Source organism: Kitasatospora sp. NPDC051914 (assembly GCF_040680995.1).
Lineage (GTDB): Bacteria > Actinomycetota > Actinomycetes > Streptomycetales > Streptomycetaceae > Kitasatospora.
Window position 1 is genome coordinate 144,215 of the sequence record NZ_JBFAXX010000002.1, and the last position, 20,613, is coordinate 164,827.

General features: G+C 73.5%; 20 protein-coding genes, 1 tRNA gene and 1 riboswitch. Of the genes, 5 read left to right on the forward strand and 16 right to left on the reverse strand.

Translation table 11 applies throughout. From position 1 onward, the window contains the following. Positions 1-14: 14 nt before the first annotated feature. Together AB0M03_RS02795 and AB0M03_RS02800 are read right to left on the reverse strand one after the other, a co-directional pair. Complete coding sequence (locus AB0M03_RS02795; protein WP_363487767.1) at positions 15-1,418, reverse strand: HAMP domain-containing sensor histidine kinase; 1,404 nt, start codon at positions 1,416-1,418, stop codon at positions 15-17. A gap of 95 nt (positions 1,419-1,513) precedes the next feature. After that, positions 1,514-2,230 (reverse strand): response regulator transcription factor, encoded by a 717-nt coding sequence (locus tag AB0M03_RS02800; RefSeq protein ID WP_363487645.1) that lies wholly within the window; start codon positions 2,228-2,230, stop codon positions 1,514-1,516. 167 nt (positions 2,231-2,397) lie between these two features. On the opposite strand from AB0M03_RS02800, the gene AB0M03_RS02805 reads away from it, so the two are divergent. Continuing rightward, positions 2,398-2,922 carry a hypothetical protein gene (locus AB0M03_RS02805; protein WP_363487647.1) on the forward strand — a complete coding sequence of 175 codons (525 nt, stop codon included), beginning with the start codon at positions 2,398-2,400 and terminating at the stop codon, positions 2,920-2,922. 19 nt (positions 2,923-2,941) lie between these two features. Here AB0M03_RS02805 and AB0M03_RS02810 read toward each other — a convergent pair whose 3' ends face one another. Then, positions 2,942-3,538, reverse strand: a complete 597-nt coding sequence (locus AB0M03_RS02810) for a VOC family protein (RefSeq protein ID WP_363487649.1) — start codon at positions 3,536-3,538, stop codon at positions 2,942-2,944. A 214-nt stretch (positions 3,539-3,752) separates the two neighbouring features. On the opposite strand from AB0M03_RS02810, the gene AB0M03_RS02815 reads away from it, so the two are divergent. After that, complete coding sequence (locus tag AB0M03_RS02815; RefSeq protein WP_263105176.1) at positions 3,753-4,235, forward strand: Lrp/AsnC family transcriptional regulator; 483 nt, start codon at positions 3,753-3,755, stop codon at positions 4,233-4,235. 27 nt (positions 4,236-4,262) lie between these two features. Here AB0M03_RS02815 and AB0M03_RS02820 read toward each other — a convergent pair whose 3' ends face one another. From AB0M03_RS02820 to AB0M03_RS02840, 5 genes are all read right to left on the reverse strand, one after another. After that, positions 4,263-5,069: a hypothetical protein gene (locus AB0M03_RS02820; protein ID WP_363487651.1), complete on the reverse strand. Its 807-nt coding sequence runs from the start codon at positions 5,067-5,069 to the stop codon at positions 4,263-4,265. A gap of 50 nt (positions 5,070-5,119) precedes the next feature. After that, a complete protein-coding gene (locus tag AB0M03_RS02825) occupies positions 5,120-5,770 on the reverse strand; it encodes a helix-turn-helix domain-containing protein (RefSeq protein WP_030271919.1) in 651 nt (216 codons plus the stop codon). A gap of 387 nt (positions 5,771-6,157) precedes the next feature. Then, on the reverse strand, positions 6,158-6,532 hold the full coding sequence (locus AB0M03_RS02830; protein WP_363487769.1) for a DUF2752 domain-containing protein: 375 nt from the start codon (positions 6,530-6,532) through the stop codon (positions 6,158-6,160). 83 nt (positions 6,533-6,615) lie between these two features. After that, positions 6,616-6,852 carry a TM2 domain-containing protein gene (locus tag AB0M03_RS02835; RefSeq protein ID WP_363487654.1) on the reverse strand — a complete coding sequence of 79 codons (237 nt, stop codon included), beginning with the start codon at positions 6,850-6,852 and terminating at the stop codon, positions 6,616-6,618. Positions 6,853-7,058: 206 nt separating this feature from the next. Further along, positions 7,059-8,888, reverse strand: coding sequence for a DEAD/DEAH box helicase (locus AB0M03_RS02840; protein WP_363487771.1), 1,830 nt, complete (start codon positions 8,886-8,888; stop codon positions 7,059-7,061). Positions 8,889-9,209: 321 nt separating this feature from the next. Here AB0M03_RS02840 and AB0M03_RS02845 point away from each other — a divergent pair, with 321 nt between their 5' ends. Continuing rightward, positions 9,210-9,647, forward strand: a complete 438-nt coding sequence (locus AB0M03_RS02845; protein ID WP_363487656.1) for an SsgA family sporulation/cell division regulator — start codon at positions 9,210-9,212, stop codon at positions 9,645-9,647. Positions 9,648-9,657: 10 nt separating this feature from the next. Here AB0M03_RS02845 and AB0M03_RS02850 read toward each other — a convergent pair whose 3' ends face one another. From AB0M03_RS02850 to AB0M03_RS02860, 3 genes are all read right to left on the reverse strand, one after another. Beyond that, positions 9,658-9,939 (reverse strand): phosphatidylglycerol lysyltransferase domain-containing protein, encoded by a 282-nt coding sequence (locus AB0M03_RS02850; RefSeq protein ID WP_363487658.1) that lies wholly within the window; start codon positions 9,937-9,939, stop codon positions 9,658-9,660. A 45-nt stretch (positions 9,940-9,984) separates the two neighbouring features. Then, on the reverse strand, positions 9,985-10,503 hold the full coding sequence (locus AB0M03_RS02855) for a class F sortase (protein ID WP_363487773.1): 519 nt from the start codon (positions 10,501-10,503) through the stop codon (positions 9,985-9,987). Positions 10,504-10,661: 158 nt separating this feature from the next. Next, positions 10,662-13,349 carry a phosphatidylglycerol lysyltransferase domain-containing protein gene (locus AB0M03_RS02860; RefSeq protein ID WP_363487660.1) on the reverse strand — a complete coding sequence of 896 codons (2,688 nt, stop codon included), beginning with the start codon at positions 13,347-13,349 and terminating at the stop codon, positions 10,662-10,664. 273 nt (positions 13,350-13,622) lie between these two features. On the opposite strand from AB0M03_RS02860, the gene AB0M03_RS02865 reads away from it, so the two are divergent. Next, positions 13,623-14,870 carry a hypothetical protein gene (locus AB0M03_RS02865; protein ID WP_363487662.1) on the forward strand — a complete coding sequence of 416 codons (1,248 nt, stop codon included), beginning with the start codon at positions 13,623-13,625 and terminating at the stop codon, positions 14,868-14,870. A gap of 53 nt (positions 14,871-14,923) precedes the next feature. Here the strand turns inward: AB0M03_RS02865 and AB0M03_RS02870 are convergent, their stop codons facing one another. Both AB0M03_RS02870 and AB0M03_RS02875 read right to left on the reverse strand, forming a co-directional pair. Beyond that, a complete protein-coding gene (locus tag AB0M03_RS02870; protein WP_363487664.1) occupies positions 14,924-16,372 on the reverse strand; it encodes an MFS transporter in 1,449 nt (482 codons plus the stop codon). 98 nt (positions 16,373-16,470) lie between these two features. Continuing rightward, the gene (locus AB0M03_RS02875; protein ID WP_363487666.1) at positions 16,471-16,785 is read right to left on the reverse strand and encodes an SMR family transporter; all 315 of its coding nucleotides are present in this window, start codon (positions 16,783-16,785) and stop codon (positions 16,471-16,473) included. 50 nt (positions 16,786-16,835) lie between these two features. Beyond that, a riboswitch (guanidine-III (ykkC-III) riboswitch) is annotated at positions 16,836-16,898 on the reverse strand. Between the two features lie 284 nt (positions 16,899-17,182). Between AB0M03_RS02875 and AB0M03_RS02880 the strand changes: the two genes are divergently transcribed. Then, positions 17,183-17,257, forward strand: a tRNA-Cys gene (locus tag AB0M03_RS02880). A gap of 148 nt (positions 17,258-17,405) precedes the next feature. Here AB0M03_RS02880 and AB0M03_RS02885 read toward each other — a convergent pair. The 3 genes from AB0M03_RS02885 to AB0M03_RS02895 all read right to left on the reverse strand — a co-directional run bounded on the left by AB0M03_RS02885 (position 17,406) and on the right by AB0M03_RS02895 (position 20,598). Continuing rightward, a complete protein-coding gene (locus AB0M03_RS02885; RefSeq protein WP_363487668.1) occupies positions 17,406-18,845 on the reverse strand; it encodes a WXG100 family type VII secretion target in 1,440 nt (479 codons plus the stop codon). A 1-nt stretch (position 18,846) separates the two neighbouring features. Continuing rightward, positions 18,847-19,176 (reverse strand): hypothetical protein, encoded by a 330-nt coding sequence (locus AB0M03_RS02890; protein ID WP_363487670.1) that lies wholly within the window; start codon positions 19,174-19,176, stop codon positions 18,847-18,849. Between the two features lie 120 nt (positions 19,177-19,296). Then, positions 19,297-20,598 (reverse strand): S8 family serine peptidase, encoded by a 1,302-nt coding sequence (locus tag AB0M03_RS02895; protein ID WP_363487672.1) that lies wholly within the window; start codon positions 20,596-20,598, stop codon positions 19,297-19,299. Positions 20,599-20,613 lie beyond the last annotated feature (15 nt).

Genomic DNA, 20,613 nt, shown 5'->3' on the forward strand with positions numbered 1-20,613 from the left:
CGTCCTCGGCGGACCTACTGGACGCCTGCGGCGCGCCGCCGGGCCTGCCGGACGCGGCGGCGGCGCCCGGCCCGCTGGGTGTCCCCCGCCGGGCGGGTCTGCAGCCGCAGCCGGATCTCGGCGCCGCCGAGCCCGGCGGAGCGGCCGAGCGCGAGGTCGCCGCCGGTGGCCTCGGTGAGCTTGCGGACGATGTCCAGGCCGAGGCCGGTGGAGCCCTCGCCGCCGTGGCCGGCACCGCGTTCGATGGCGGCCTCCGGGTCGGTGAAGCCGGGGCCGGCGTCGCCGACCAGGACGATGACGGAGCTGTCGGTGGCCAGCACGTCGACCGAGAAGGCGGTGCCCATGGCGGTGTGCCGGAAGACGTTGCCGAGCAGGGCGTCGATGGCGGCCGCGAGGTCGCCGCGCTGCACCGGCACCTGGACGGGCGCATCGGCTCCGGCGAGCTGCCAGGGCCGGCCCTCGTCCTCGGCGAGCGCCGACCAGAAGCCGACCCGCTCGCGGATCACCTCGGCGGCGTCGCAGCCGAGCTGGACGGCGGGCGTCTCCTCCCGGCCGCGCCGGGCCGAGCGGATGATCTGGTCCACCTCGCGCTCCAGCTGGGCGACGGCGTGCCTGGTGGCGTCGGCGGCGTCGCCCTCACCGAGGGAGGCCGCATTGAGCCGCAGCACGGTGAGCGGGGTGCGCAGCCGGTGGGAGAGGTCTGCGGCGAGTTCGCGTTCGGCGGCGAGCAGGTGGACGACCCGGTCGGCCATGGCGTTGAAGGCGTGGCCGGCCTCGCGGAGTTCCTCGGGGGCGCCCTTCGCGCGTTCCCCGTCGACGGCCACCCGGACGGCGAGGTTGCCGGAGCCGAGCGAGCGGGCCGCGCCGGCCAGTCGGCGGGCGGGGCGGACGATCCGGGCCCCGAGCCGGTCGGCGACCAGGACGGCGATCGTCACCAGGGCGAGGGCGACCAGGGAGAGCACCAGCCAGGCGGTGCCGACGCCGCGGCTGAGGTCGGCCTCGGCGACGTACACCTCGACGACGGCGATCCGGCCGTTCTCGACGGCGACCGGCTGGAGCAGGGCGAATCCGCCGGCCACCCGGACGGTGAAGGAGCGGACGCTGTGGGTGCTGCCGTCGCCTCCCGCGGTGGCGACGTCGGCGTCGGCGGCCCGGCCCTCGCCGACCACTCCGCCGGAGGGCAGGTGGACGGCGACGCGGTCGTGCGCGCCGGCGTCGGTGGAGGCGACGGCGCGGGCGATCGGGTCCTGGTCGGTGGTGATGGCGAGGGCCGGGCCGAGCGCGGCGGCCTGCCGCTCGGCGGCGGTGAAGGCGCGGTCGCTGGCGGTCTGCTGCACCATCAGCCCGAGCGGGATCAGGAACGCCAGCGCGACCATCGTGGTGCCCGCGACCGCGGCCTTGACGAGGGCCCAGCGCAGCGAGCGGGTGAAGCGGGGCCGGCGGCCGGAGGGTGCGTCCGCGGCGGTCGGTACCGCCGGGGCCTCCGAGCCGGTCGGCCCGGTGCCGGAAGGCCTCATGTCCGGCGGCCCACCGGATCGGCGACCGCCCCGGTCGGCGCCTCCAGCCGGACCCCGACACCGCGGACGGTGTGCAGGTAGCGGGGGCGGGACGCGGTCTCGCCGAGCTTGCGGCGCAGCCAGGACAGGTGGACGTCGATGGTCTGGTCGCCGCCGTACGTCTGGCGCCAGACCTCGGCGAGTATCTCCTTGCGCGGCACGACCACGCCGGGCCGGGCGGCGAGGAAGGCGAGCAGGTCGAACTCACGGCGGGTCAGGTCGAGCGGTCGGCCGTCGAGTGCGGCCTCGCGGCGCTGCACGTCGATGGCGAGGCCGCCGACGCGCAGCACCTGCGGGGCGGGGGCGCTGCCGCCGCCGAGGCGGCGCAGCACGGCCGCCATCCGGGCCGTCAGGTGCTCGGGGGAGAACGGCTTGACGAGGTAGTCGTCGGCGCCGGCGTTGAGCAGGCGGACGATCTCCGCCTCGTCGTCGCGGGCGGTGGAGATGATGACGGGCACGTTGGTGAGTCCGCGGATCATCTTGAGGGCCTCGCTGCCGTCGAGGTCGGGCAGGCCGAGGTCGAGGATCACCAGGTCGCAGCCGACCTGGGCGACCTCGCGGAGTGCTTCCAGCGCGGTGCCGACGCTGCGCACCGCGTGTCCGGTCTCGGCGAGGTGTCGGATCAACGCGGAGCGTACGAACGGGTCGTCCTCGACCACGAGCACTGTTGCCATGGCCCTGCACGGTACGGCATGGACCGCCCATTGGTCTGTACCTCGGGCGTTATGCGTTGTTTGGCCGGGGTGTGGCGGAGAGGTTTCACAGCTTTGCCGCAACCTTTCACGGGATTGCCGGGCCCGGGGCGCTGCGGGCGCCCGGGATGCGGCAGGATGTGCGGACGATGCGGAGCGGACTGGTACAGATCGGCGCCTGGGCGGTGGCCACCGGAGCGGCGGTGGCGCTGTCCTGGTGGGGCGTGCACACGGTGCTTTCCGAGGCGGGCTTCGAGCGGCCGCAGGCGGTGCCGCTGCCGTCGGCGGCCGTCGCCGGGATGTCGAATCCGCCGTCGCCGGTGGTGGAGACGACCGTGACGGCGCCCGAGCCGACGCCTTCGGCCGACTCCCCGTCGGCGGGTTCGCCGTCGGCGAGCCCGACCCTGCCGAGCCCGGTCCGGACGGCTTCGCCGAAGAAGTCGGCTTCGCCGTCGTCGGTGCGGAGCTACCTGGTGCCGGGCGGCCGGGTGGCGCTGGACATCCACCCGGACCGGGCGGAACTGGTCTCGGCGACCCCTGACCCGGGCTGGCAGATGCAGGTGTGGAACGGCGACCACTGGATGCGGATCGACTTCTCCAAGGACAACAGCGCCAACTCGGTCTTCGTCACCTGGAACGGCCACCCTCCGGACGTCCAGACCGTCGTCCGCTGAGCTCCGGTCCCAAGGGTGATCACCACCCGACCGTGCCCGGGCCGACGTAGCCGGGGAGGTAGGGGCCGGTGTAGCGGCTGCGGTCGACCAGGGTGTGCCGTACCGGCCCTGCGGTGCCGATGACGGCGATGACGACGGTGCCGTGGCGGTCGCTCAGTTCGTAGGGCTCGGTGACGGGCAGTGCGCCGCGGTCGACGGCGTAGTCGTAGGCGTAGTAGGCGTCGGCCACCCGCAGGCCCACCTCGAGGACGCCCTCGCCGTGGTCGGCGAGGTGCCGGGCGAGGCTGCCGCCGGGCCGTGCGGCCGAGCTGAGGACGTAGCGGGTGCCGCCGGACTCCAGGACGTAGGAGTGCAGGTGCGGGTTGCCGGTCTCCGGGCCGGCGTAGGCGGTGCAGTGCATGCCGAGCGCGGTGCGGTACCCGTGGGCGGTGCGGCGGGCGTCGCGGACGGCGAGGACCAGGGCGTCGGTGGTGGCGAGCGGGCCGCTGCCGCGGGCGGCCCGGCCGTCTGCGGGGAGCAGGGCGGCGAGCGGGTCCGGGCGGGCGTGGGGCGTGCGGGGCTCGCGGTACCGGGTGTTCGCGATGTGCTCGGTGCGGTGCGGGGCGTGCTCGGACATGGCGGGCCTCCCGGGTCGTCCCCGGGGGCGGTGCGGGTGGGTGCCGGGCCGCCCGCGGGGTGTGCAGGAGGGTGGCGCGGCTCACACCGTCGCGCAACTGTTCCGTTTCCTCCTGGGCAAGGTGTCCCGGGCGACCGGACAATGGCCGCACCCACTGGACAGATTGCCCACCGGGTCGACCACCCGTCGGGCCCGCCTATCGGACGGAGCGGCCGTGCACTCCCCCAACGACGCCATCGACGCCCTCGACGGGAAGCTCATCCGGCTGCTGAGCGAGGAGCCTCGGATCGGCGTGCTGGAGTGCTCGCGCCGGCTGCAGGTGGCGCGCGGCACGGTGCAGGCCCGGCTGGACCGGCTGCAGGCGCGCGGGGTGATCGGCGGCTTCGGCCCGCAGGTCGACCCGGCCGCGCTCGGCTACCCGGTGACGGCGTTCGCGACGCTGGAGATCTCGCAGGGGCAGGGCAGCGACGTGCGGGCGCACCTGGCGGCCGTGCCGGAGGTGCTGGAGCTGCACACCATCACCGGGCAGGGCGACATGCTGGTGCGGATCGTCGCCCGGTCCAATGCGGACCTGCAGCGGGTGATCGACCGGGTGGTCGGCTTCGACGGGATCGTCCGGGCGTCGACGGCGATCGCCCTGGAGAACCCGGTGCCGTACCGCATCCTGCCACTGGTCGAGCAGGCCGCCCGGGAGTAGGCCGGGCCCGGCCGGACCGATGCGGTGTCAGCAGCTGGGCACGGAGCCGCCGCTGTCGATGGCGTTGAGGGCGGCGACGGCGGAGGCGAGGGTGGTGACCGGGACGAGTTGCAGCCCCGCGGGGGTGTCGACCTTCGCGTCCGAGCACTCGGAGGCGGGGACCAGGAAGACGGTGGCGCCGTCCCGGGCGGCGGCCCGGGTCTTGAGCGAGACGCCGCCGACCGCGCCGATGATGCCCTGGTCGTCGATGGTGCCGGTGCCGGCCACGATCCGGCCGCCGGTGAGGTCGCCGCCGTGGCCGTTGCCGGCGATCTTGTCGATGATGCCGAGGCTGAGCATCTGGCCGGCGCTGGGGCCGCCGATGTCACCGAGGTCGATCTCCACGCCCACCTGGGAGGGCGACAGGTTGAGGTAGGAGAGCGCGGCGGCGGTGGCGCTGTCCTGGGACTCGGTCATCTGCTGGGCGGTCTCCTGCTCGGCCTTGTCCGGGTCGCGCTCGGGGTAGACGGCCTCGCTGGGCAGCACCGCCTCGTCCTCGCGCGCCCAGGCCTGCAGGGCGGTGCGGAAGCTGATCTTCTCCCCGGCGTTGGTCGCGGAGATGGTGGTGGCGAGGAGCTGCCCGCTGGTGGTCCGCACCGGCTTGCCGGTGACGGTGATGACCGGGACGCCCTTGTAGCTGCCGAGGGTGTCCGCGGTGACGCCCGGCTGGGTGAGCGTGAACGGCAGCGGCACGAACGCCGTGACCGCGAAGAGCGCGAGCACCACGCCGGTGCACAGCGCCAGGGCGCGGGTCTTGGGGGCGGTCAGGACCGGGGGCAGCTTCGCAGGAGACACATCCCGCATCGAACCACACCCGCGGCCCCGCCCCGACCCCGCGGACGGGATCAGCGCAGCGCGTCGGCGACCTCGGTGGCGGCCTCGACGACGCGGGGGCCGACCCGCTCGGGCACCAGGCCGTTGAGCATCACGACGCCGACGCTGCCCTCGATGCCGCTCAGGCCGACCAGGGCGGCCGCGGCACCGCTGGCGCCGGACTGCTCCTCCGCGCGGGTGATCACGAAGCCCTGTTCGGGGCGGCGCTGGTTGGGGAAGCCGCGGGCCTCGAGGATGGCGCGGCCGGCCGCGCTCTCGTCGAGCGGGTGGCGCAGGCCGGTGCGGTAGGCGACGTGGAAGTCGGTCCAGCTGGGTTCGACGACGGCCACGGCGAGCGCCTCGTTCCCGTCGACCAGGGTGAGGTGGGCGGTGGCGCCGAGGTCCTCGGCGAGGCTGCGCAGGGCGGGCAGCGCGGCCTCGCGGAGCAGCGGGTGGACGCGGTGGGCGAGGCGCAGCACGCCGAGGCCGACCCGGGCCCGGCCGCCGATGTCGCGGCGGACGAGTCCGTGCTGTTCGAGGGTGGCCAGCAGGCGGTAGACCACGGTGCGGTTGACGGCGAGCCGGGCGGCGAGCTCGGTCACGGTGAGCCCGCGCTCGGAGTCGGCGAGGAGCTTGAGGACCCGGACACCGCGGTCCAGGGTTTGGGAGGTTTCTGCAGTCACGACGCGCAAGTCCTTTCCGCGGCGGTCACCGGTCCGGCGCTGGGGCTCGGGCCGGGACGGAGGTGTCACGCGCAGGTGGGTGTCCGCGCTGGAGAGGGGAACTCGGCGCCATCGACGAGGGCACAACTCCGCGGGTGCCCGTCTCGGATCTGGGTGGTCGTTCGAGCGAGCGTGGGGGAAAGGTAGTGAACTCTCGGCAGCCTGCGGAAGTAGTTGTCCAAAATTCGGTCAACATCGACGGAAAGTCGTGACGCAAAAGCGGACAAGGTGCCCATAATTCCGGCCCTCGTAGCTCGTTTGTTCGATATCTGACCGGACTCCGGACAGCGTGCGCCGCCGGACGGGGCCGGCGCGGGCCGCCACCGGGGAATCGAAGGTCCGGCGGGCTCAGAGCAGGTTGCGGCCGACCGTCCAGAGCGCGGCGGCGGCCAGCAGGGCGGCGACGGTCCGGGGCGCGAGGCGGAGCCTCCAGTGCCGGCCGGCCAGTCCGTGCCGCAGGCGCACCAGGTACCAGGTGGCCACGAAGGGGAGGGCGAGCAGCAGGGCGGCGTTGTCGTGCCAGGCCGCGAGCAGGTCGCCGTGCAGCAGGTCGTACGCCATCCTCGTGCCGCCGCAGCCGGGGCACTGAAGGCCGGTCAGGCGGCGCCAGGGGCAGAACGGGAGCAGTTGCCCGGGCAGGTGCGGGTCGCGGCCGTACAGGTACCCGGCGCCGGCGAGGCCCGCGGCGAGCAGGGCCAGCGGTGCGGCCGCCGGGTGGCGCAGGGCGGCCGGGAGACGGCCGGCACCCCCGCCCCGGGTGCTGCTCCCGGGGCGGGGGTGCCGGTTCGGCCGGTCCGGACGCACGGTCAGGAACGCAGCTTGCGGCCCTGGGCGTCGGTGCGGGTGTCGCTGACCAGGAAGATGATGCCGTCGATCAGGGCCCAGAAGCCGAGACCGCCGCAGGTGAGCAGCTGGGCGACACCCATGCCGGTGTGGCCGGTGTAGAAACGGCCGATGCCGAAGCCGCCGAGGAAGATCTGCAGGAGGCCTGCGACGACCTTGGACTTGTCGGACAGCTCGGGGTTGTTGGCGGTGTACGCCACTGGGGCTCCTCGTTCGATGCAATGGCCGGCCCGCCGTACGGGACGGCGATGTCTCGGCATGTGGGACAGGCACCGGAGCTCCACCGCACGGGGGCGCCCCGACACCGGGCACGCGGAAGATTAACGGATCATATGACCGCGTGTCTCCACAGTTTCTTTGCCAAGAGGAGAGACTCCGTCCGGGGCACTCCGGCCCCGAACGGATGTCAGGACGTGGCCCACTCCCGGATGCGGGCGATCCGCGCCTTCAGCTGATTGGCCGTCGCCTGCGCGGTCAGCGGCCCGCCGCACTGGCGGCGCAGCTCGTTGTGGATGGTGCCGTGCGGCTGGTTGGTGCGGTGGTGCCAGGCGGCGACCAGCGCGTTGAGCTCCTTGCGCAGCTCGCGCAGCTCCTGGTGGGTCACCACCGGCCGCTGCTCGGCGGGCAGCTCGATCAGGTCCGCCTCCTCGGCCGGCTTGGCCTTGGAGCGCTGGATCTGCCGGTGCTGGCGCTTCTGCAGCAGCATCTGCACCTGGTCCGGCTCCAGCAGGCCCGGAATGCCGAGGTAGTCCTCCTCCTCCTCGCTGCCCGGGTGCGCCTGCATGCCGAACTCCATGGCGTTGTACAGCACCCGGTCGAAGACCGCGTCGCTGCCCAGCGCCTCGTAGGAGAACTCCTCGCCGCCGGTGTCCGGCCCGTCGTTGGCCTTCTCCGCCTCGGCGAGCAGCCGGTCCTCCTCGTCGAAGAGGCCGTCGCCCTCCTTCTTCGGCCGGTCGAGGACGTGGTCGCGCTGCAGCTCCATCTCGTTGGCGAAGCCCAGCAGCATCGGAATGGTCGGCAGGAAGACCGAGGCCGTCTCGCCGCGCTTGCGGGCACGCACGAAGCGACCGACCGCCTGGGCGAAGAACAGCGGGGTGGAGATCGAGGTGGCGTACACGCCGACGCACAGCCGGGGCACGTCGACGCCCTCGGACACCATGCGCACCGCGACCATCCAGCGCGAGGTGCCGGCCGAGTAGTCGGAGATCCGCTTGGAGGCCTCGGCCTCGTCGGAGAGGACGAGGGTGACCTTCTCGCCGCTGATCTCGCGCAGCATCTTGGCGTAGGCGCGGGCCACGTTCTGGTCGGTGGCGATCACCAGGCCGCCGGCGTCCGGGATCGCCTTGCGGACCTCGCTCAGCCGCCGGTCGGCGGCCTGCAGCACGCTCGGGATCCACTCGCCCTGCGGGGAGAGCGCGGTGCGCCAGGCCTGGGCGATCAGGTCCTTGGTCATCGGCTCGCCGAGCCGGGCCTCCAGCTCGTCGCCGGCCTTGGTGCGCCAGCGCATGTTGCCGCTGTACGAGAGGAAGATCACCGGGCGGACGACGTGGTCGGCGAGCGCGTGCCCGTAGCCGTAGGTGTAGTCCGCGACGGACTTCCGCAGGCCCTCGGAGTCCGGCTCGTACGCCACGAACGGGATCGGGTTGGTGTCCGAGCGGAAGGGCGTACCGGTCAGCGCCAGCCGCCGGGTGGCCGGTTCGAAGGCCTCGAAGCAGGCCTCGCCCCAGGACTTCGAGTCACCGGCGTGGTGGATCTCGTCCATGATGACGAGGGTCTTGCGGGCCTCGGTCCGGTTCCGGTGCAGCATCGGGTTGACCCCGACGCCCGCGTAGGTGACGACGATGCCGTGGTAGTCCTTGGAGAGCGGGCCCGAGGAGTAGGCCGGGTCCAGCCGGATGCCTATCCGGGCCGCGGCCTCCGCCCACTGCTTCTTCAGGTGCTCGGTCGGGGCGACGACCGTCACCTGCTGCACCAGGTGGTTGTGCAGCAGGTACGAGGCCAGGGTGAGGGCGAAGGTCGTCTTGCCCGCGCCCGGGGTGGCGACCGCCAGGAAGTCCCGGGGCTGCTTCTCGATGTACTTGTCCAGCGCGCCCTGCTGCCACGCCCGCAGCTTGCCGGCCGTGCCCCAGGGGGCGCGGCCCGGGAAGGCCGGGGACAGGTGGTGCGAGGCGTTCGACGTGCCGGTCGGGCGGACGGGCGCGTGCGGCGAGGCAACGTCGGAGAACAGCGGCGACATCGGGGAAGCGGCGGCGGTACTCACGGGCTCCGGAGGGGATCGTCGCAGGTCAGGGGCGTTTTTCTCGGCCCCGGCCGGCAGTCGGGCGGCGGTCGGACAACCAGCCCAGCCTACCGGCCCGCGCCGCGTGGCCCACCCAGGCTCGACCGTCGCACGGACCGCCCGGGCGTGAGGGGGATCACAGCGCGGGGCCGGTAAGGGCGAGCCCGGGCGGCACTCCCCCACGGGTGGAACGGTCGGGCCCCGGCCGTCACAGAACCCACACACGTCACACGTTCCGCCCGCGAACTTCGGGGCAGGACGACATCGGGAGGAACCGACATGTCTGCTGCGCCCGTCCTCGTCGAGCAGGTCGTCCAGGCCCGCCTCTTCGTCACCACGCACCGCACCGCCGCGCTGCGGGTCACCCTGCACTACCGGTCGGACGACCCGCTGGCCGTCCGGATGTTCTTCCCCGCCGAGTTCTCGCTGGACGGCGAGGCGCTCCCCGAGGCCCCGGCGGAGGTCGAGTGGGTCTTCGCCCGGTGGCTGCTCGCCGCCGGCCTGGACGCGCCGAACGGCGTCGGCGACGTGCACGTCCGCCCCACGGCGGGCGGGCGGACCATGGTGGAGCTGCGTTCCGCCGAGGGCGTCGCGCTGGTCCGGTTCGAGGCGGCCGACCTGCGGCGCTTCCTGTTCGAGAGCTACCTGGCCGTCCCCGAGGAGCGGGAGACCCTGCTGCTGGACGCCGACCGGGCGCTCGCCGAACTGCTCGGCTGAGCCGACGGGTTCAGCCCGAGAGCCTGCGCATCAGTCGCACCCCCTGCCCGGGCGTCATGTGCGGCAGGCACGCCTTGCCGATCGCCCTGGTGATGGCGGGCAGCGCCGCCGGGTCCGGGTAGACCATGTACATGGGCCGGTACTCGGGCCGGAACTTCGCCTTGAAGGCCAGCAGCGACCGGAAGCCGTACACCGGCTCCAGCACCTTGCCCGTCCAGTCGAGCATCCGCTGCAGCGCGGTCGGCGGCCCTGGGCGGTCTGCAGGTGGCGGGTCCGGTCGAGCGGGCTCCACGAGGCGGGGCTGCGGTCCATCGGGCTCCTGTCGGCCGCGGTCGGGTCAGGCGGCGCGGACGAGGTGGGCGTAGACGACGACGTTGCCGTCGTAGCCGTCCCGGTGGGTGAAGCCGCCGCCGCAGGTGATCAGCCGCAGCTGGGCGTTGGGGGCGGCGGCGTAGACCTTGCGGTCGGGGAAGTCCTTCTTGGGGTAGACCTCGACGCCGTCGACGGCGAACCAGGCGGTGCTGCGGTCGGCGCGGACGACCTCCACCTGGTCGCCGCGGTGGAGCGTGCCGAGCCGGTAGAAGACCGCGGGGCCGCTGCCGGTGTCGACGTGACCGGCCAGGACGGCGGTGCCGCTCTCGCCCGGCGCGGTGCCCGCGGCGTACCAGCCGGCCAGGTTGTCGTCGTCCTCGGGCGGCGGCTCCAGGCTGCCGTCGGCGTCGAGGGCAAGGCCGGTGACGGGGGCGTCCACTCCCGCGGCGCGGATGCGGATGCGGGTGGGCGCGGACCTGGGCATCGGCGGGGCGACGACGATGGGCGCGCCGAGCGCGTCGACGCCCTGTTCGGCGGTGGGCATCGGCGGCAGGACGCGGCCGCCGTGCAGCATCCAGGCGCCGAGCACCAGCGCGGCGGCGGCCGCCAGCGTGCCCGACCAGGGGCTCCTGTGCTGTCCGCCCACCCGTGCTCCCGTCCGGTCGGGTCCGCGGTCCGCGGTCCGTCTCAAGTGAAGGGCTGTCAGCCGCCCGGGGCATCCGCCGCTGCCCCGTCCAGGTGAGCCTCCGGTCGGCGGCGGCGGACGGCGGGCAGCCGGGGACGGGTGAGGAAGCCCTCGGCGAGCGCGTTGGCGAAGCCGATCGCGAAGAGCTCGGTGGACTTCTCGTAGAGCATGTAGCGGGGATGCCACTCGGGCCGGTACTTGGCGTTGGCCCGGTAGAGGGACTCCAGCTGCCACCAGCGGGAGAAGAACCGCAGCACCGCCCGCCACAGCCGGAGCACCGGCCCGGCACCGAGCCGGGCGCCCTCCTCGAAGACGGCCCGGAACATCGCGAAGTTCAGCGACACCCGGACGACCGGCAGTTCGCCGGCGGCGCCGCGCAGCAGCAGCTCGGTGACCATGAACTCGACCAGGCCGTTGTCGGACTCCCGGTCACGGCGCATCAGGTCGAGGGAGAGCCCGTGCTCGCCCCAGGGCACGAAGCTGAGCAGGGCGCAGGTGCGGTCGTTCTCGTCCCGGCACTCGATCATCAGGCAGTCGCCGTCGGCCGGGTCGCCGAGCCGGCCGAGCGCCATCGAGAAGCCGCGTTCGGTGCGGCCGTGCCGCCAGGCGTCGGCGAGCCGGACGAGGTCGGCCATCTGCTCGGGGGGCACGTCCCGGTGGTAGCGGGCGACCGCCCGGTAGCCGGCCTTCCGGACCCGGCTGTGCGCCTGCCGCAGCGGGCGCATGGTGCGGCCCTCCAGGGTGAAGCCCGCCGTCTCGACCACGGCCTCGTCGCCGAACTCCAGGGCGCGCAGCCCGGCCACCCGGGTGTAGGTGGTGGCGGCGGCCTCCCCGGCGCCGGTGACGGCCGGGATCCAGCCCTGTTCGCGCAGCTGGCGGTGCCACACCTCGATCGCCTGCGGCCAGGCCTCGGGGTCGCCGATCGGGTCGCCGGAGGCGAGGGCGACGCCGTTGACGACACGGTGCAGCACGGCGGCCTTGCCGGACGGCGACCAGCAGACCGCCTTGTCGCGGCGGAGCGCGAAGTAACCGAGCGAGTCGCGGGCGCCGTGCCGGGCCAGCAGTTCGCGCAGCCGCCGCTCGTCGTCGGGCTGCTGCTCGACGCGCCCGCGCGGGGAGCGGAACAGCACCCGCAGCGCGACCAGCAGCAGGGCCGCGCCGAGCAGGTTGATCCCCAGGTCCACCCAGCCGGGCACGTCGACGTCGGCGACCTGGACGACCCCGGAGAGGGTGAGCAGGCGCAGCAGCACGTACAGCGAGGCGTCGCCCCAGTCGGGCGGGGTGCCGGGGTAGGTGGCGCGGACGACGGCGGCGCCGAGCACGGTGAGCAGGGCGCCGCCGGCCACCAGGACGACGGCGGCCAGCAGCACGTTGCCTCGGGTGCCGCGGGCGGTGAAGACGGGCCGGCCGATCAGCAGGGCCGCGAGCAGGGCGACGGTGATCAGGGCGGAGATCCAGTTGAAGGGGTGTTCGCGGTAGTCGGGGTAGGCGAGCGCGAGGGCGAAGAGCGCGGTGTACAGCGCGACCAGGACGGTGGTGACGATCCAGGCGGCCCGCTTGCGGCGGCGCAGCATGACGGCGAGCAGTCCGGCGAAGAGCGCGCCGGTGAAGCCGGAGGCGACCAGGACGGGAGTGAAGAAGTCGCCCCGGTTGGCCCGTTGGACCTGTTGGCGGAACGGCTCGATCATCCCGGCGACCAGGTTGAGCAGGGCGACCACCCGGACGTACCACTCGGCGCCGGTGGCGAAGCGACGGCGCCAGGCGGGCACCGGCGGCTCCGGGCGGAGTTCGGGGGCGGGGGCGGAGGCGGCGGGCTTCGCCGGTGCCGGGCGGCGGGGCTGCGCGGCGGCCGGGGCCGCCTCGGGCGCGGGGCGGGGGGTGGGCGGGGCGGCGGAAGGCGTGTCGGCGGGTGCGGGTCCGGCCGCGGGTCCGGCGGTGGGTTCGGCGGTGGCCGGTTCCACGGCGGCGGCGTCGGGGGCGCCGGCCAGCACGTTGTAGAAGGAGGTCCTGACGTCGACGATCCGCCGGTGGATGCGGTTCTCGCGGCGCTCGGCGCGGGCCATCCGCTTGGGGCGGGTGCGGTAGCGCCAGCGCGCCCACGGGCTCTGCGGGCGGGCCAGCCGGACCGCGCCGACCATCGCCAGCGGCGGCAGCATCACCGCGAGCAGGCCGGTCCAGATCTTGCCCTTGAACAGGGTGATCGCGACCAGGATCAGCAGCACCCCGGCGCCGATCAGCTGTCCGGGCGTCAGGTGGGAGCTGAAGCCGCCGAGCGGCAGCTCGCCGAGCAGCAGCAGGGCGATGACCACCACCGCCAGGATCACCGCGTCGACGGACTTGCGGCCCTCCTCGCTCCAGTAGACGTCCTGCAGGTGGAGCACGAGGGCGAACTCGTCGAGGACCAGGCCGGCGCCGATCCCGAAGCCGACGGCGAGCACGTTCCACAGGTGCCCGCCGTCGCCGCGGACGGTGAACGCGCCCACCCCGCAGATCAGCAGCAGCGCCTGGCCGAACACCACGTGGTGGATGTGCAGGCCGCCGGGGGTGACGTTGCCGGGCCACCAGCTGGTGCCGCGCCGGATCATCCGGACGCTGAAGCGGATGAACAGGAAGGAGGCCAGCAGCCCCACCAGCAGCAGGAACAGCGGCTCCCGCCCGGTGTCGACGATCCGATCCCGGTACGCGTCGAGCAGCGACTGCCACATGGCGTACGGGACCTCCGGGCGTCGGTGCGGGGGACGGCTTCCCACCATCTGACGTCGGCTCAGCCCGGCTCCGCCACCGGGTGACCCGGTGCGATGGTCCGAACGGGCGAGCGTTTCGGCCGACCCCGCCGGGTCCGTTCCGCGTTCCCCGGCGCAGCGGCTCCGACATGCCATGCTGTGGGCCGCAACCCACCCCGGACCGTCGATCCGACTGTCGGACTGTCAGCCCACGCGGTCCCGCTGCGAACAGACACTCCCCGAACGGAGACGACCATGGACGCTCTCTCCCGCAGGACACTCCTGGCCGGCGGCGCCGCCACCGCGGCCGCTCTCGCCGCCGGCTGTGCGGGCAAGCGCTCCGACGGCGGCGAACAGGCGGCGCCTCCCGTCCGGGCCTCGGGAGCAGCAGGCTCGGACACCCCCAAGCCGCCCGCGTCGCTGATCGGCGACGGGTCGACCTCCGACTCGGGACCGCAACCGAACCAGCCGGAGGCCGTACCACTGGAGCTCGGCCAGCGGCCCCCGCAGTTCGTGGTGTTCTCCTGGGACGGCGCCGGCGAGCTCGACAACGGGCTGTTCAGCCGCTTCCGCAAGCTCGCCCGGGACCACGACGCCCGGATGACGTTCTTCCTCAGCGGCATCTACACCCTCCCCGAGTCCAAGCGGGAGCTGTACCGGCCGCCGCAGCACCCGGTCGGCGCCTCCGACATCGGCTACCTGAGCGACGACCACATCCGGGAGACCGTCCGTCAGGTGGGCGAGGCCTGGCTGGAGGGCCACGAGATCGGCACCCACTTCAACGGCCACTTCTGCGGCCCCACCGGCGGCGGCCGCTGGTCGCCCGAGGACTGGGACAGCGAGATCCAGCAGGCCATGGACTTCGTCATGAACTGGCGGACCAACACCGGCTTCACCGACCTACCCGCACTGCCCTTCGACTACCGCAAGGAGCTGATCGGCGGCCGCACCCCCTGTCTGGAGGGCCAGCGCGGGCTGCTCCCGACCGCCGCCAAGCGCGGCTGGAAGTACGACAGCAGCGGCCCCGGCGGCCTCCAGGTGTGGCCGCAGAAGTTCCAGGGCGGGGCGCTGTGGGACCTCCCGCTGCAGTCCGTCCCGTTCCCCGGGCACAGCTTCCAGGTGCTGTCGATGGACTACAACATCATGTACAACCAGTCCGGCAGCAGCACCAAGGGCGACTCCGGGCAGTACGGCGCCTGGCAGAACCAGGCCCGGGACTCCTACCTCGCCGGCTTCGAGCGCGCGTACAACACCAACCGGGCCCCGCTGGTCATCGGCAACCACTTCGAGCAGTGGAACGGCGGCATCTACATGAACGCCGTCGAGGAGGCCCTCAAGGCGATCGCGGGCAAGCCCGAGGTGCGGCTGGTGTCCTTCCGGCAGCTGGTCGAGTGGCTGGAGGTCCAGGACCCGGCGGTGCTGCGCAAGCTGCAGTCGCTCGGCCCCGGCGAGTCCCCGTCCGGCGGCTGGCAGTCCTTCCTCGGCGGCCCCGCCGGCTCCTGAAACCGGGCCCCACACGCCACTGGACCGGTCCGAGCGCCTTCGAGGACGAACTCCTAGGCGGCGACAGCCTTGCGGTCCGTCGACGTCCGGCCGGACACCAGGGCGCCCAGCAGTGCCACCCCGGTCATCACCAGGAAGATCACCGCGAACGCGCCGGCCGGGGCCGAGGCGTCCTGGGCGGCGGCCGCCGAACCGCCGCCCAGGCCCGCGAACAGCACGCCGGCCAGACCGATCAGCAGCACGTTGCCCAGCGCGTCGCTCAGCTGGACCGCCGCCGAGTTGGCGCCGGTGTCCTCCGGCGCCGACAGCTTCATCATCAGCACGCTGATGCTCGCCACCGCCAGGCCCATGCCGACACCGCCGACCGCCCAGGCCACCGCCGCCGCCCAGGCCGGCACCGCCGGCACCAGCACCAGCGCGGCACCCGAGATCGCCACCGCGGTCAGCACGAAGCCCGCCCGGATCAGCGCCTCCCGGTGCCGGTCCGCCCACGACCGCCCCTGCAGCCAGGAACCGAGTGCCCAGGACAGGCCGCCGCTGGTCAGGGTCAGGCCGGCCAGGGTCGGCGACAGGTGGCGCTGGGTCACCATCATCAGCGGCACGAACGCCTCCGCCGCGAAGAACGCACCCGCCGCGACCCCGCGCAGCAGGATCACCGTCGGCAGCCCGCGGGCCGCCCGCAGCGTGCCCGGCGGCAGCAGCTGCACCACGGCCGGCAGCAGCAGCGCCGCACCCACCGCGGCCGGCACCAGGCCCACCGCGTCCAGGCGCTGGCCCGCGTACTGGAGCAGCCCGGCGCCGAGCGCCGCCAGTGCCGCGCACCACGTCCGGCGCCGGTCGAAGGGGGCGGGGCGCAGCGGCGGCTGGGCCCGCTCGGCGCGGCGCAGCGCCGGGCCCATCACCAGCAGCGGCAGCACGATCAGCGCCGGCACCGCCAGGAACACCCAGCGCCAGCCGAGGTGCTGGGTCACCGCGCCGGCGACCAGCGGCCCGACGATCGAGGGCAGCACCCAGGCCGCCGAGAACGCCGCGAACACCGAGGGCCGCAGCCGCTCCGGGAAGGCCCGTCCGACCACCACGTACAGCGCGACGATGACCAGGCCGCCGCCCAGACCCTGGATCGCCCGGCCCGCGACGAACGGCCACATGCCGACCGCGGTGCCCGCCACCACCAGGCCCGTCCCGAAGACGGCTATGCCGGTGAACAGCGGCGCCAGCGGCCCGCGGCGGTCGCACCACTGGCCGGACACCACCAGGGCGAACAGCGTGGTGGTGAAGTAGCCGGAGAAGGCGAAGGCGTACAGCCCCAGGCCGTCCAGCTGGCGGGCGGCGACCGGCATGGCCGTGTTCACCGCCGTCGCCTCGAAGGCCAGCAGCAGGACCACCGAGACGATCCCCAGGGTCAGCGCCCGGTAGGGGCCGCTCATCACGCCGCCGACGGAGTCGGCGTCGGGCACGGGGGCAGCGCGGTCGACCGGGGTCGATGAGGAGGTGGTGGCCATGCCTGCCATCGTAAGGCGCTCACGGCCATGTGACTCCTGACCCGGAGGAGGTGATCGTCTCCGCCCTCCGATCTAGGACCTCCGTCGGCCCCCGCGGCTCAGTGCAGCACCTTCAGCCCGAGCACCCCGCCGAGGATCAGCAGCAGGCAGGACACCCGGGCCGCCGTCAGCGCGTCGCCCAGCACCGTCATTCCGTACAGCGCCGTGCCGACCGCGCCGATGCCCACCCAGACGGCGTAGCCCGTCCCCAGCGGGATGCTCCGCAGCGCGACGGCGAGGCCGCCCATCGAGAGCGCCAGCGCCACGGCGAACACCACGGTCGGCAGCGGGCGCGAGAACCCCTTGGTCGCCTCCAGCGCCACCGCCCAGACGGTCTCCAGCACACCCGCGACGATCAACACCAGCCAGGCCACGACGGCACCTCCGCAGTAAGGGGCGGCAGCTCTTGTGCTGCCGCCGCAGTACCGCGCCGTCTTGTCCTGCCGGGTACGACGCACCTCGTCCGGGGCGCAGGTCCGCGCCTCCCCTCGAACGTAACACAGGACGACACGCGGAATTCATACTCGAATATTGACGCACCCCCGCCCGCACCCCATAAGATGAATTCACCAGCACGGCGGGGCCCGAAAAGGGCTCGCCACCACGACAGTGACGACAGGAGTCGGCCATGAACAGGAAGACGGCGGCGATCGCAGCGCCCCGCACCTGTGCCGCCCGTTGTCCCGGCTGTCGCTGTTCCTGCTGCGCCTGACGCGCGCACCGCTCCACCCCTCTCATGACGGGCCCGCACGGGCATCTCCGTCACCCCCCGGCCGTGTGCCCGAGTGGTTCAGGGAGCCGCCTGCAAAGCGGTTTACGTGGGTTCAATTCCCGCCACGGCCTCCATTTCCGCGCCACCGGACGGCGAATTCCGCCGCCCGGCGGTGCGGCATTTCCTTTTCCGTCCGATGGGATTCCAGAATTCCCCCGCGCACATGGAAACGGCGCGGGCCGACCCGGTTGTCCGGGCCGGCCCGCGCCGTCGGCCTGCAGGTCAGTCGATGACCGGCGGGTTGGCCGAGCCGCCGCGCCAGGTCTCCTCGTCCTCGACCAGGTAGTCGGGGCGCTGACCGTTGTTCTTGTCCTTCTTCTTGCCGGTCGCGGCGTTGCCGCCGTGGAAGCCGCCGCCGGGGGCACCGCCCTGCCCGGCCCGGCCCTTGCCGATGCCGGAGCCGCCCTCGGTGAACGCGCGGCCGCCGGTGCCGCCCTTGGCGCCGCCGATCACACCGCCGCCGCGACGGACCAGACCGCTGCCGCCCTTGCCGCCGGCACCCTTGCCGCCGGCTCCGGCCGCGCCCGCACCGGGCATGCCGCCCATGCCGGGCATCCCCGGCCGGCCGGTGCCCCCACCGGTACCGGCACCACCCGCGCCGCCGCCGGTCCGGCCGCCGGGGCCCGTGGCACCGCCGCGACCGGCGCCGCCGGCCGTGCCGCCGCGGCCGGGCAGCGCACCGCCGCCGAGGCCGCCCGGGATCATGCCTCCGCCGCCGATGCCGCCACCGCCGCCGAGGTTGCCGCCGCCGAGACCGCCGCCACCACCGGGGCTCGTGGGCAGCGTGCCGGTACCGCCGCCGCCGGGGGTCGGGTGCGTCCCGACCGGCGGCAGGCTGTCGATGTTGGTGCTCGGCGGGTTGACCGGGCCGGTCGGAATCCCCGGTGTGCTGCCGGGCGGCCGGTCGCCCGGCAGCGGGGTCGGGATCGCCGGCGTGTGCGGGATCTGCTGCTTCGGCCCCTGCGGGTCGACCTGCCCCGGCTTGTCCGACCGGTCGTCCGGCACGCCGTTCGGGTACTTCGGCGGCACGGGCGGCGGGCAAACGGTGTTCGGCGGGACGGGGTTCTCCGGCTGGGGCGGGTACTCCGTCGGAGGCTCGTGGCGATCGTTCTTCATCGGCGTCTTGAGGTACCCGGCCGCCTGCGTGTACTGCGGGGCCAGGTGCTCCATGACGCCGATGGCGTACTGGTGGGAGATCTCGGTCGCGGACAGTTCGCCGTAGTTCTTGTTGACCGCGCTGATCCGGTCCATGCCGCCCGCCAGGTCGGCCTTGAACTGGGCGTCGGAGCGGTCGAAGCCGTCACCGACCAGCTTGACCCCGCGATCGAAGGTGCTGGGCACCTTGATCTGCGCCATGGTCTCCTTGGCCTGCTGCAGCGCCTGACCGGCGTACTTCATGGCGGCGGACGTGTTCTGGGCGTGGGCGGCCGTGTTGGTCATGCTGGACTGCAGCAGGGTCGCCCGCTTGGTGAAGCCGTCGGCGGCAGCGCCCTCCCAGTTCGCCGTGGCGTGCTGGACGGCGCGCTGCAGGTCGGTGATCGCCTGCTCCAGCTCCTTCTGGACGTTGGTCCAGTGCTGGCTGACCTCGTGGAGGCGCTCCGGCCGGGAGTGCTCGATCATCCGCTTGAGCGGGATCAGGTCCTCGTGTTCGAACTTGCTCATGTCACGCTCCCCCGGACTGGATCGACTTCGTCGAGGCGACGAACTCGTCCTCGCGCGTCCGGTACGCGGTGGTGACCGCGTGCGTCTTGTCCCCGAAGTCGTTGATCAGCGAGTCGAGTTCCTGGATGTGCTGGCTCAGGAACTGCTGCATCTGCGAGTGCGCGGCGAAGAGCTTCTTCGCCTCGTCGAAGTTCGCGCCGAAGTCGTCGCTGACGAGGACCGTGTTGTACTTCGCCTTGTTGCCGCACTCGCTCAGACCCTGCTGCAGGGCCCGCAGGCGCTTCACGACGGCTTCCAGCTCGCCGGTGTTGACGCGGTATCCGTCGGCCATGTCACTCCTCCCCCTGGAGTCCGTACTTCCCCGTTGTTGCTGCACCCCGTCGTCAACGGGGCATGACGCCCTGACAGGGCATCCGATCGTATCGCTTCTAGGCCGTGTACTGACACACCGTCATCGCGGCGGATTACCGCCCTGGTACGGGTTCTGGTACGGCTGCTGCTGGGGGTGACCGGGGGGCGGGGGCTGCGTCCCGTAGGGCTGCTGGGCCGGCGGCCAGCCGGGCGCAGCACCGTAGGGTGCGGGGCCCTGCGGCGGCACCGGGCCGTTCGGCGGCCTGCGGCGGCTGCGGGTGGCCACGACGACCACGATCACGAAGAGCACCACCAGGACGGCAGCGCCGGCGACCACGTGCAGCGGAGTGATGCCCGAGAAGCTGCTGGTCGACTTCGGCTTCGGCACCACCGCCCCGGGCGATGCGGTACCGGGCGCGGCCGCACCCTCGGGCTTGGTCAGCGGCCCCTCCGGGCTGCCGGCCGGGATGTCCATGGTGAGCGCTTCGTAAGGCCGGATGACACCGTAGCCGAAGTGTGGATCGGGGAGCTTCGCACCACTGGCGGACGGCGGAACGGCTGCCGACTTGGCCAGTCGGTTGGCCACCTGGCCGGCCGTCAGCGTGGGGAACTTGGCGCGGACGAGCGCCGCCGCACCGGACACGTAGGCGGCCGCGTCCGAGGTACCGCTGCCCAGGCAGTACTGGCTGGAGCCGCACTTGCCTGCCGTGACGATACCGACGCCGGGGGCGGCCAGCCGGATCTCGGGCCCGAAGCTGGAGTCGGCCCAGATCTCGCCGCTCTTGTCGGCCGCGGCCACCGCGAGCACACCCGGCAGATTGGCAGGGTTGTCGACCACCGAACCGTTGTTGCCCGCGGCCGCGACGACCAGGACGTCGTGCTGGTAGGCGTAGGCGATCGCGGCCGGCATGTCGGGGTTCTCGAGTGACGACCCCTGCGAGATGTTGATCACCTTGGCGCCGTGGTCGACGGCCCAGCGCAGGCCCTGGGGAATGGCGTCGGAGCCCTGCGCGTCGCCCTTGTACACCGGGAGGATCTTGGCGCCGGGCGCCAGGCCGACGACACCAGCGTTGCTCCCGTGTCCACGGCCTGCGATCTCCGCGGCCATACCGGTGCCGTGCGGGTCCGTCGGCTTCGTGTTGAGGTTCTTGCCGCTCTCGTCGTACCCCGGCAGGACCTGGCCGGTGAGGTCGGGGTGGGTGGCGTCGACGCCGCTGTCGATGACGGCGACGGTCACGCCCTCGCCCTTGGTGACCGACCAGACCTTCTCGAGCTGGAAGTACTGGTTGGCCCACTGGCCGTCCCGCACCTGGTCCGCGGCCGCCCCGGGGGCGGCCGTCAGCAGCAGTGCACCTGCCAATGTCGTGGCGCCAAGCGCGCGCATGGCCCTGGTCAGCGTCATCACTACCCCGTCAGT

Bases quoted from the DNA above. Each gene is read 5' to 3' on its own strand.
- AB0M03_RS02865 (WP_363487662.1), top strand. From the start codon at position 13,623: ATGGACGCTCTCTCCCGCAGGACACTCCTGGCCGGCGGCGCCGCCACC.
- AB0M03_RS02810 (WP_363487649.1), bottom strand. From the start codon at position 3,538: ATGTCCGAGCACGCCCCGCACCGCACCGAGCACATCGCGAACACCCGG.
- AB0M03_RS02805 (WP_363487647.1), top strand. From the start codon at position 2,398: ATGCGGAGCGGACTGGTACAGATCGGCGCCTGGGCGGTGGCCACCGGA.
- AB0M03_RS02885 (WP_363487668.1), bottom strand. From the start codon at position 18,845: ATGAGCAAGTTCGAACACGAGGACCTGATCCCGCTCAAGCGGATGATC.
- AB0M03_RS02840 (WP_363487771.1), bottom strand. From the start codon at position 8,888: ATGTCGCCGCTGTTCTCCGACGTTGCCTCGCCGCACGCGCCCGTCCGC.
- AB0M03_RS02860 (WP_363487660.1), bottom strand. From the start codon at position 13,349: ATGTGGCAGTCGCTGCTCGACGCGTACCGGGATCGGATCGTCGACACC.
- AB0M03_RS02895 (WP_363487672.1), bottom strand. From the start codon at position 20,598: ATGACGCTGACCAGGGCCATGCGCGCGCTTGGCGCCACGACATTGGCA.
- AB0M03_RS02870 (WP_363487664.1), bottom strand. From the start codon at position 16,372: ATGGCCACCACCTCCTCATCGACCCCGGTCGACCGCGCTGCCCCCGTG.
- AB0M03_RS02845 (WP_363487656.1), top strand. From the start codon at position 9,210: ATGTCTGCTGCGCCCGTCCTCGTCGAGCAGGTCGTCCAGGCCCGCCTC.
- AB0M03_RS02855 (WP_363487773.1), bottom strand. From the start codon at position 10,503: ATGCCCACCGCCGAACAGGGCGTCGACGCGCTCGGCGCGCCCATCGTC.
- AB0M03_RS02890 (WP_363487670.1), bottom strand. From the start codon at position 19,176: ATGGCCGACGGATACCGCGTCAACACCGGCGAGCTGGAAGCCGTCGTG.
- AB0M03_RS02800 (WP_363487645.1), bottom strand. From the start codon at position 2,230: ATGGCAACAGTGCTCGTGGTCGAGGACGACCCGTTCGTACGCTCCGCG.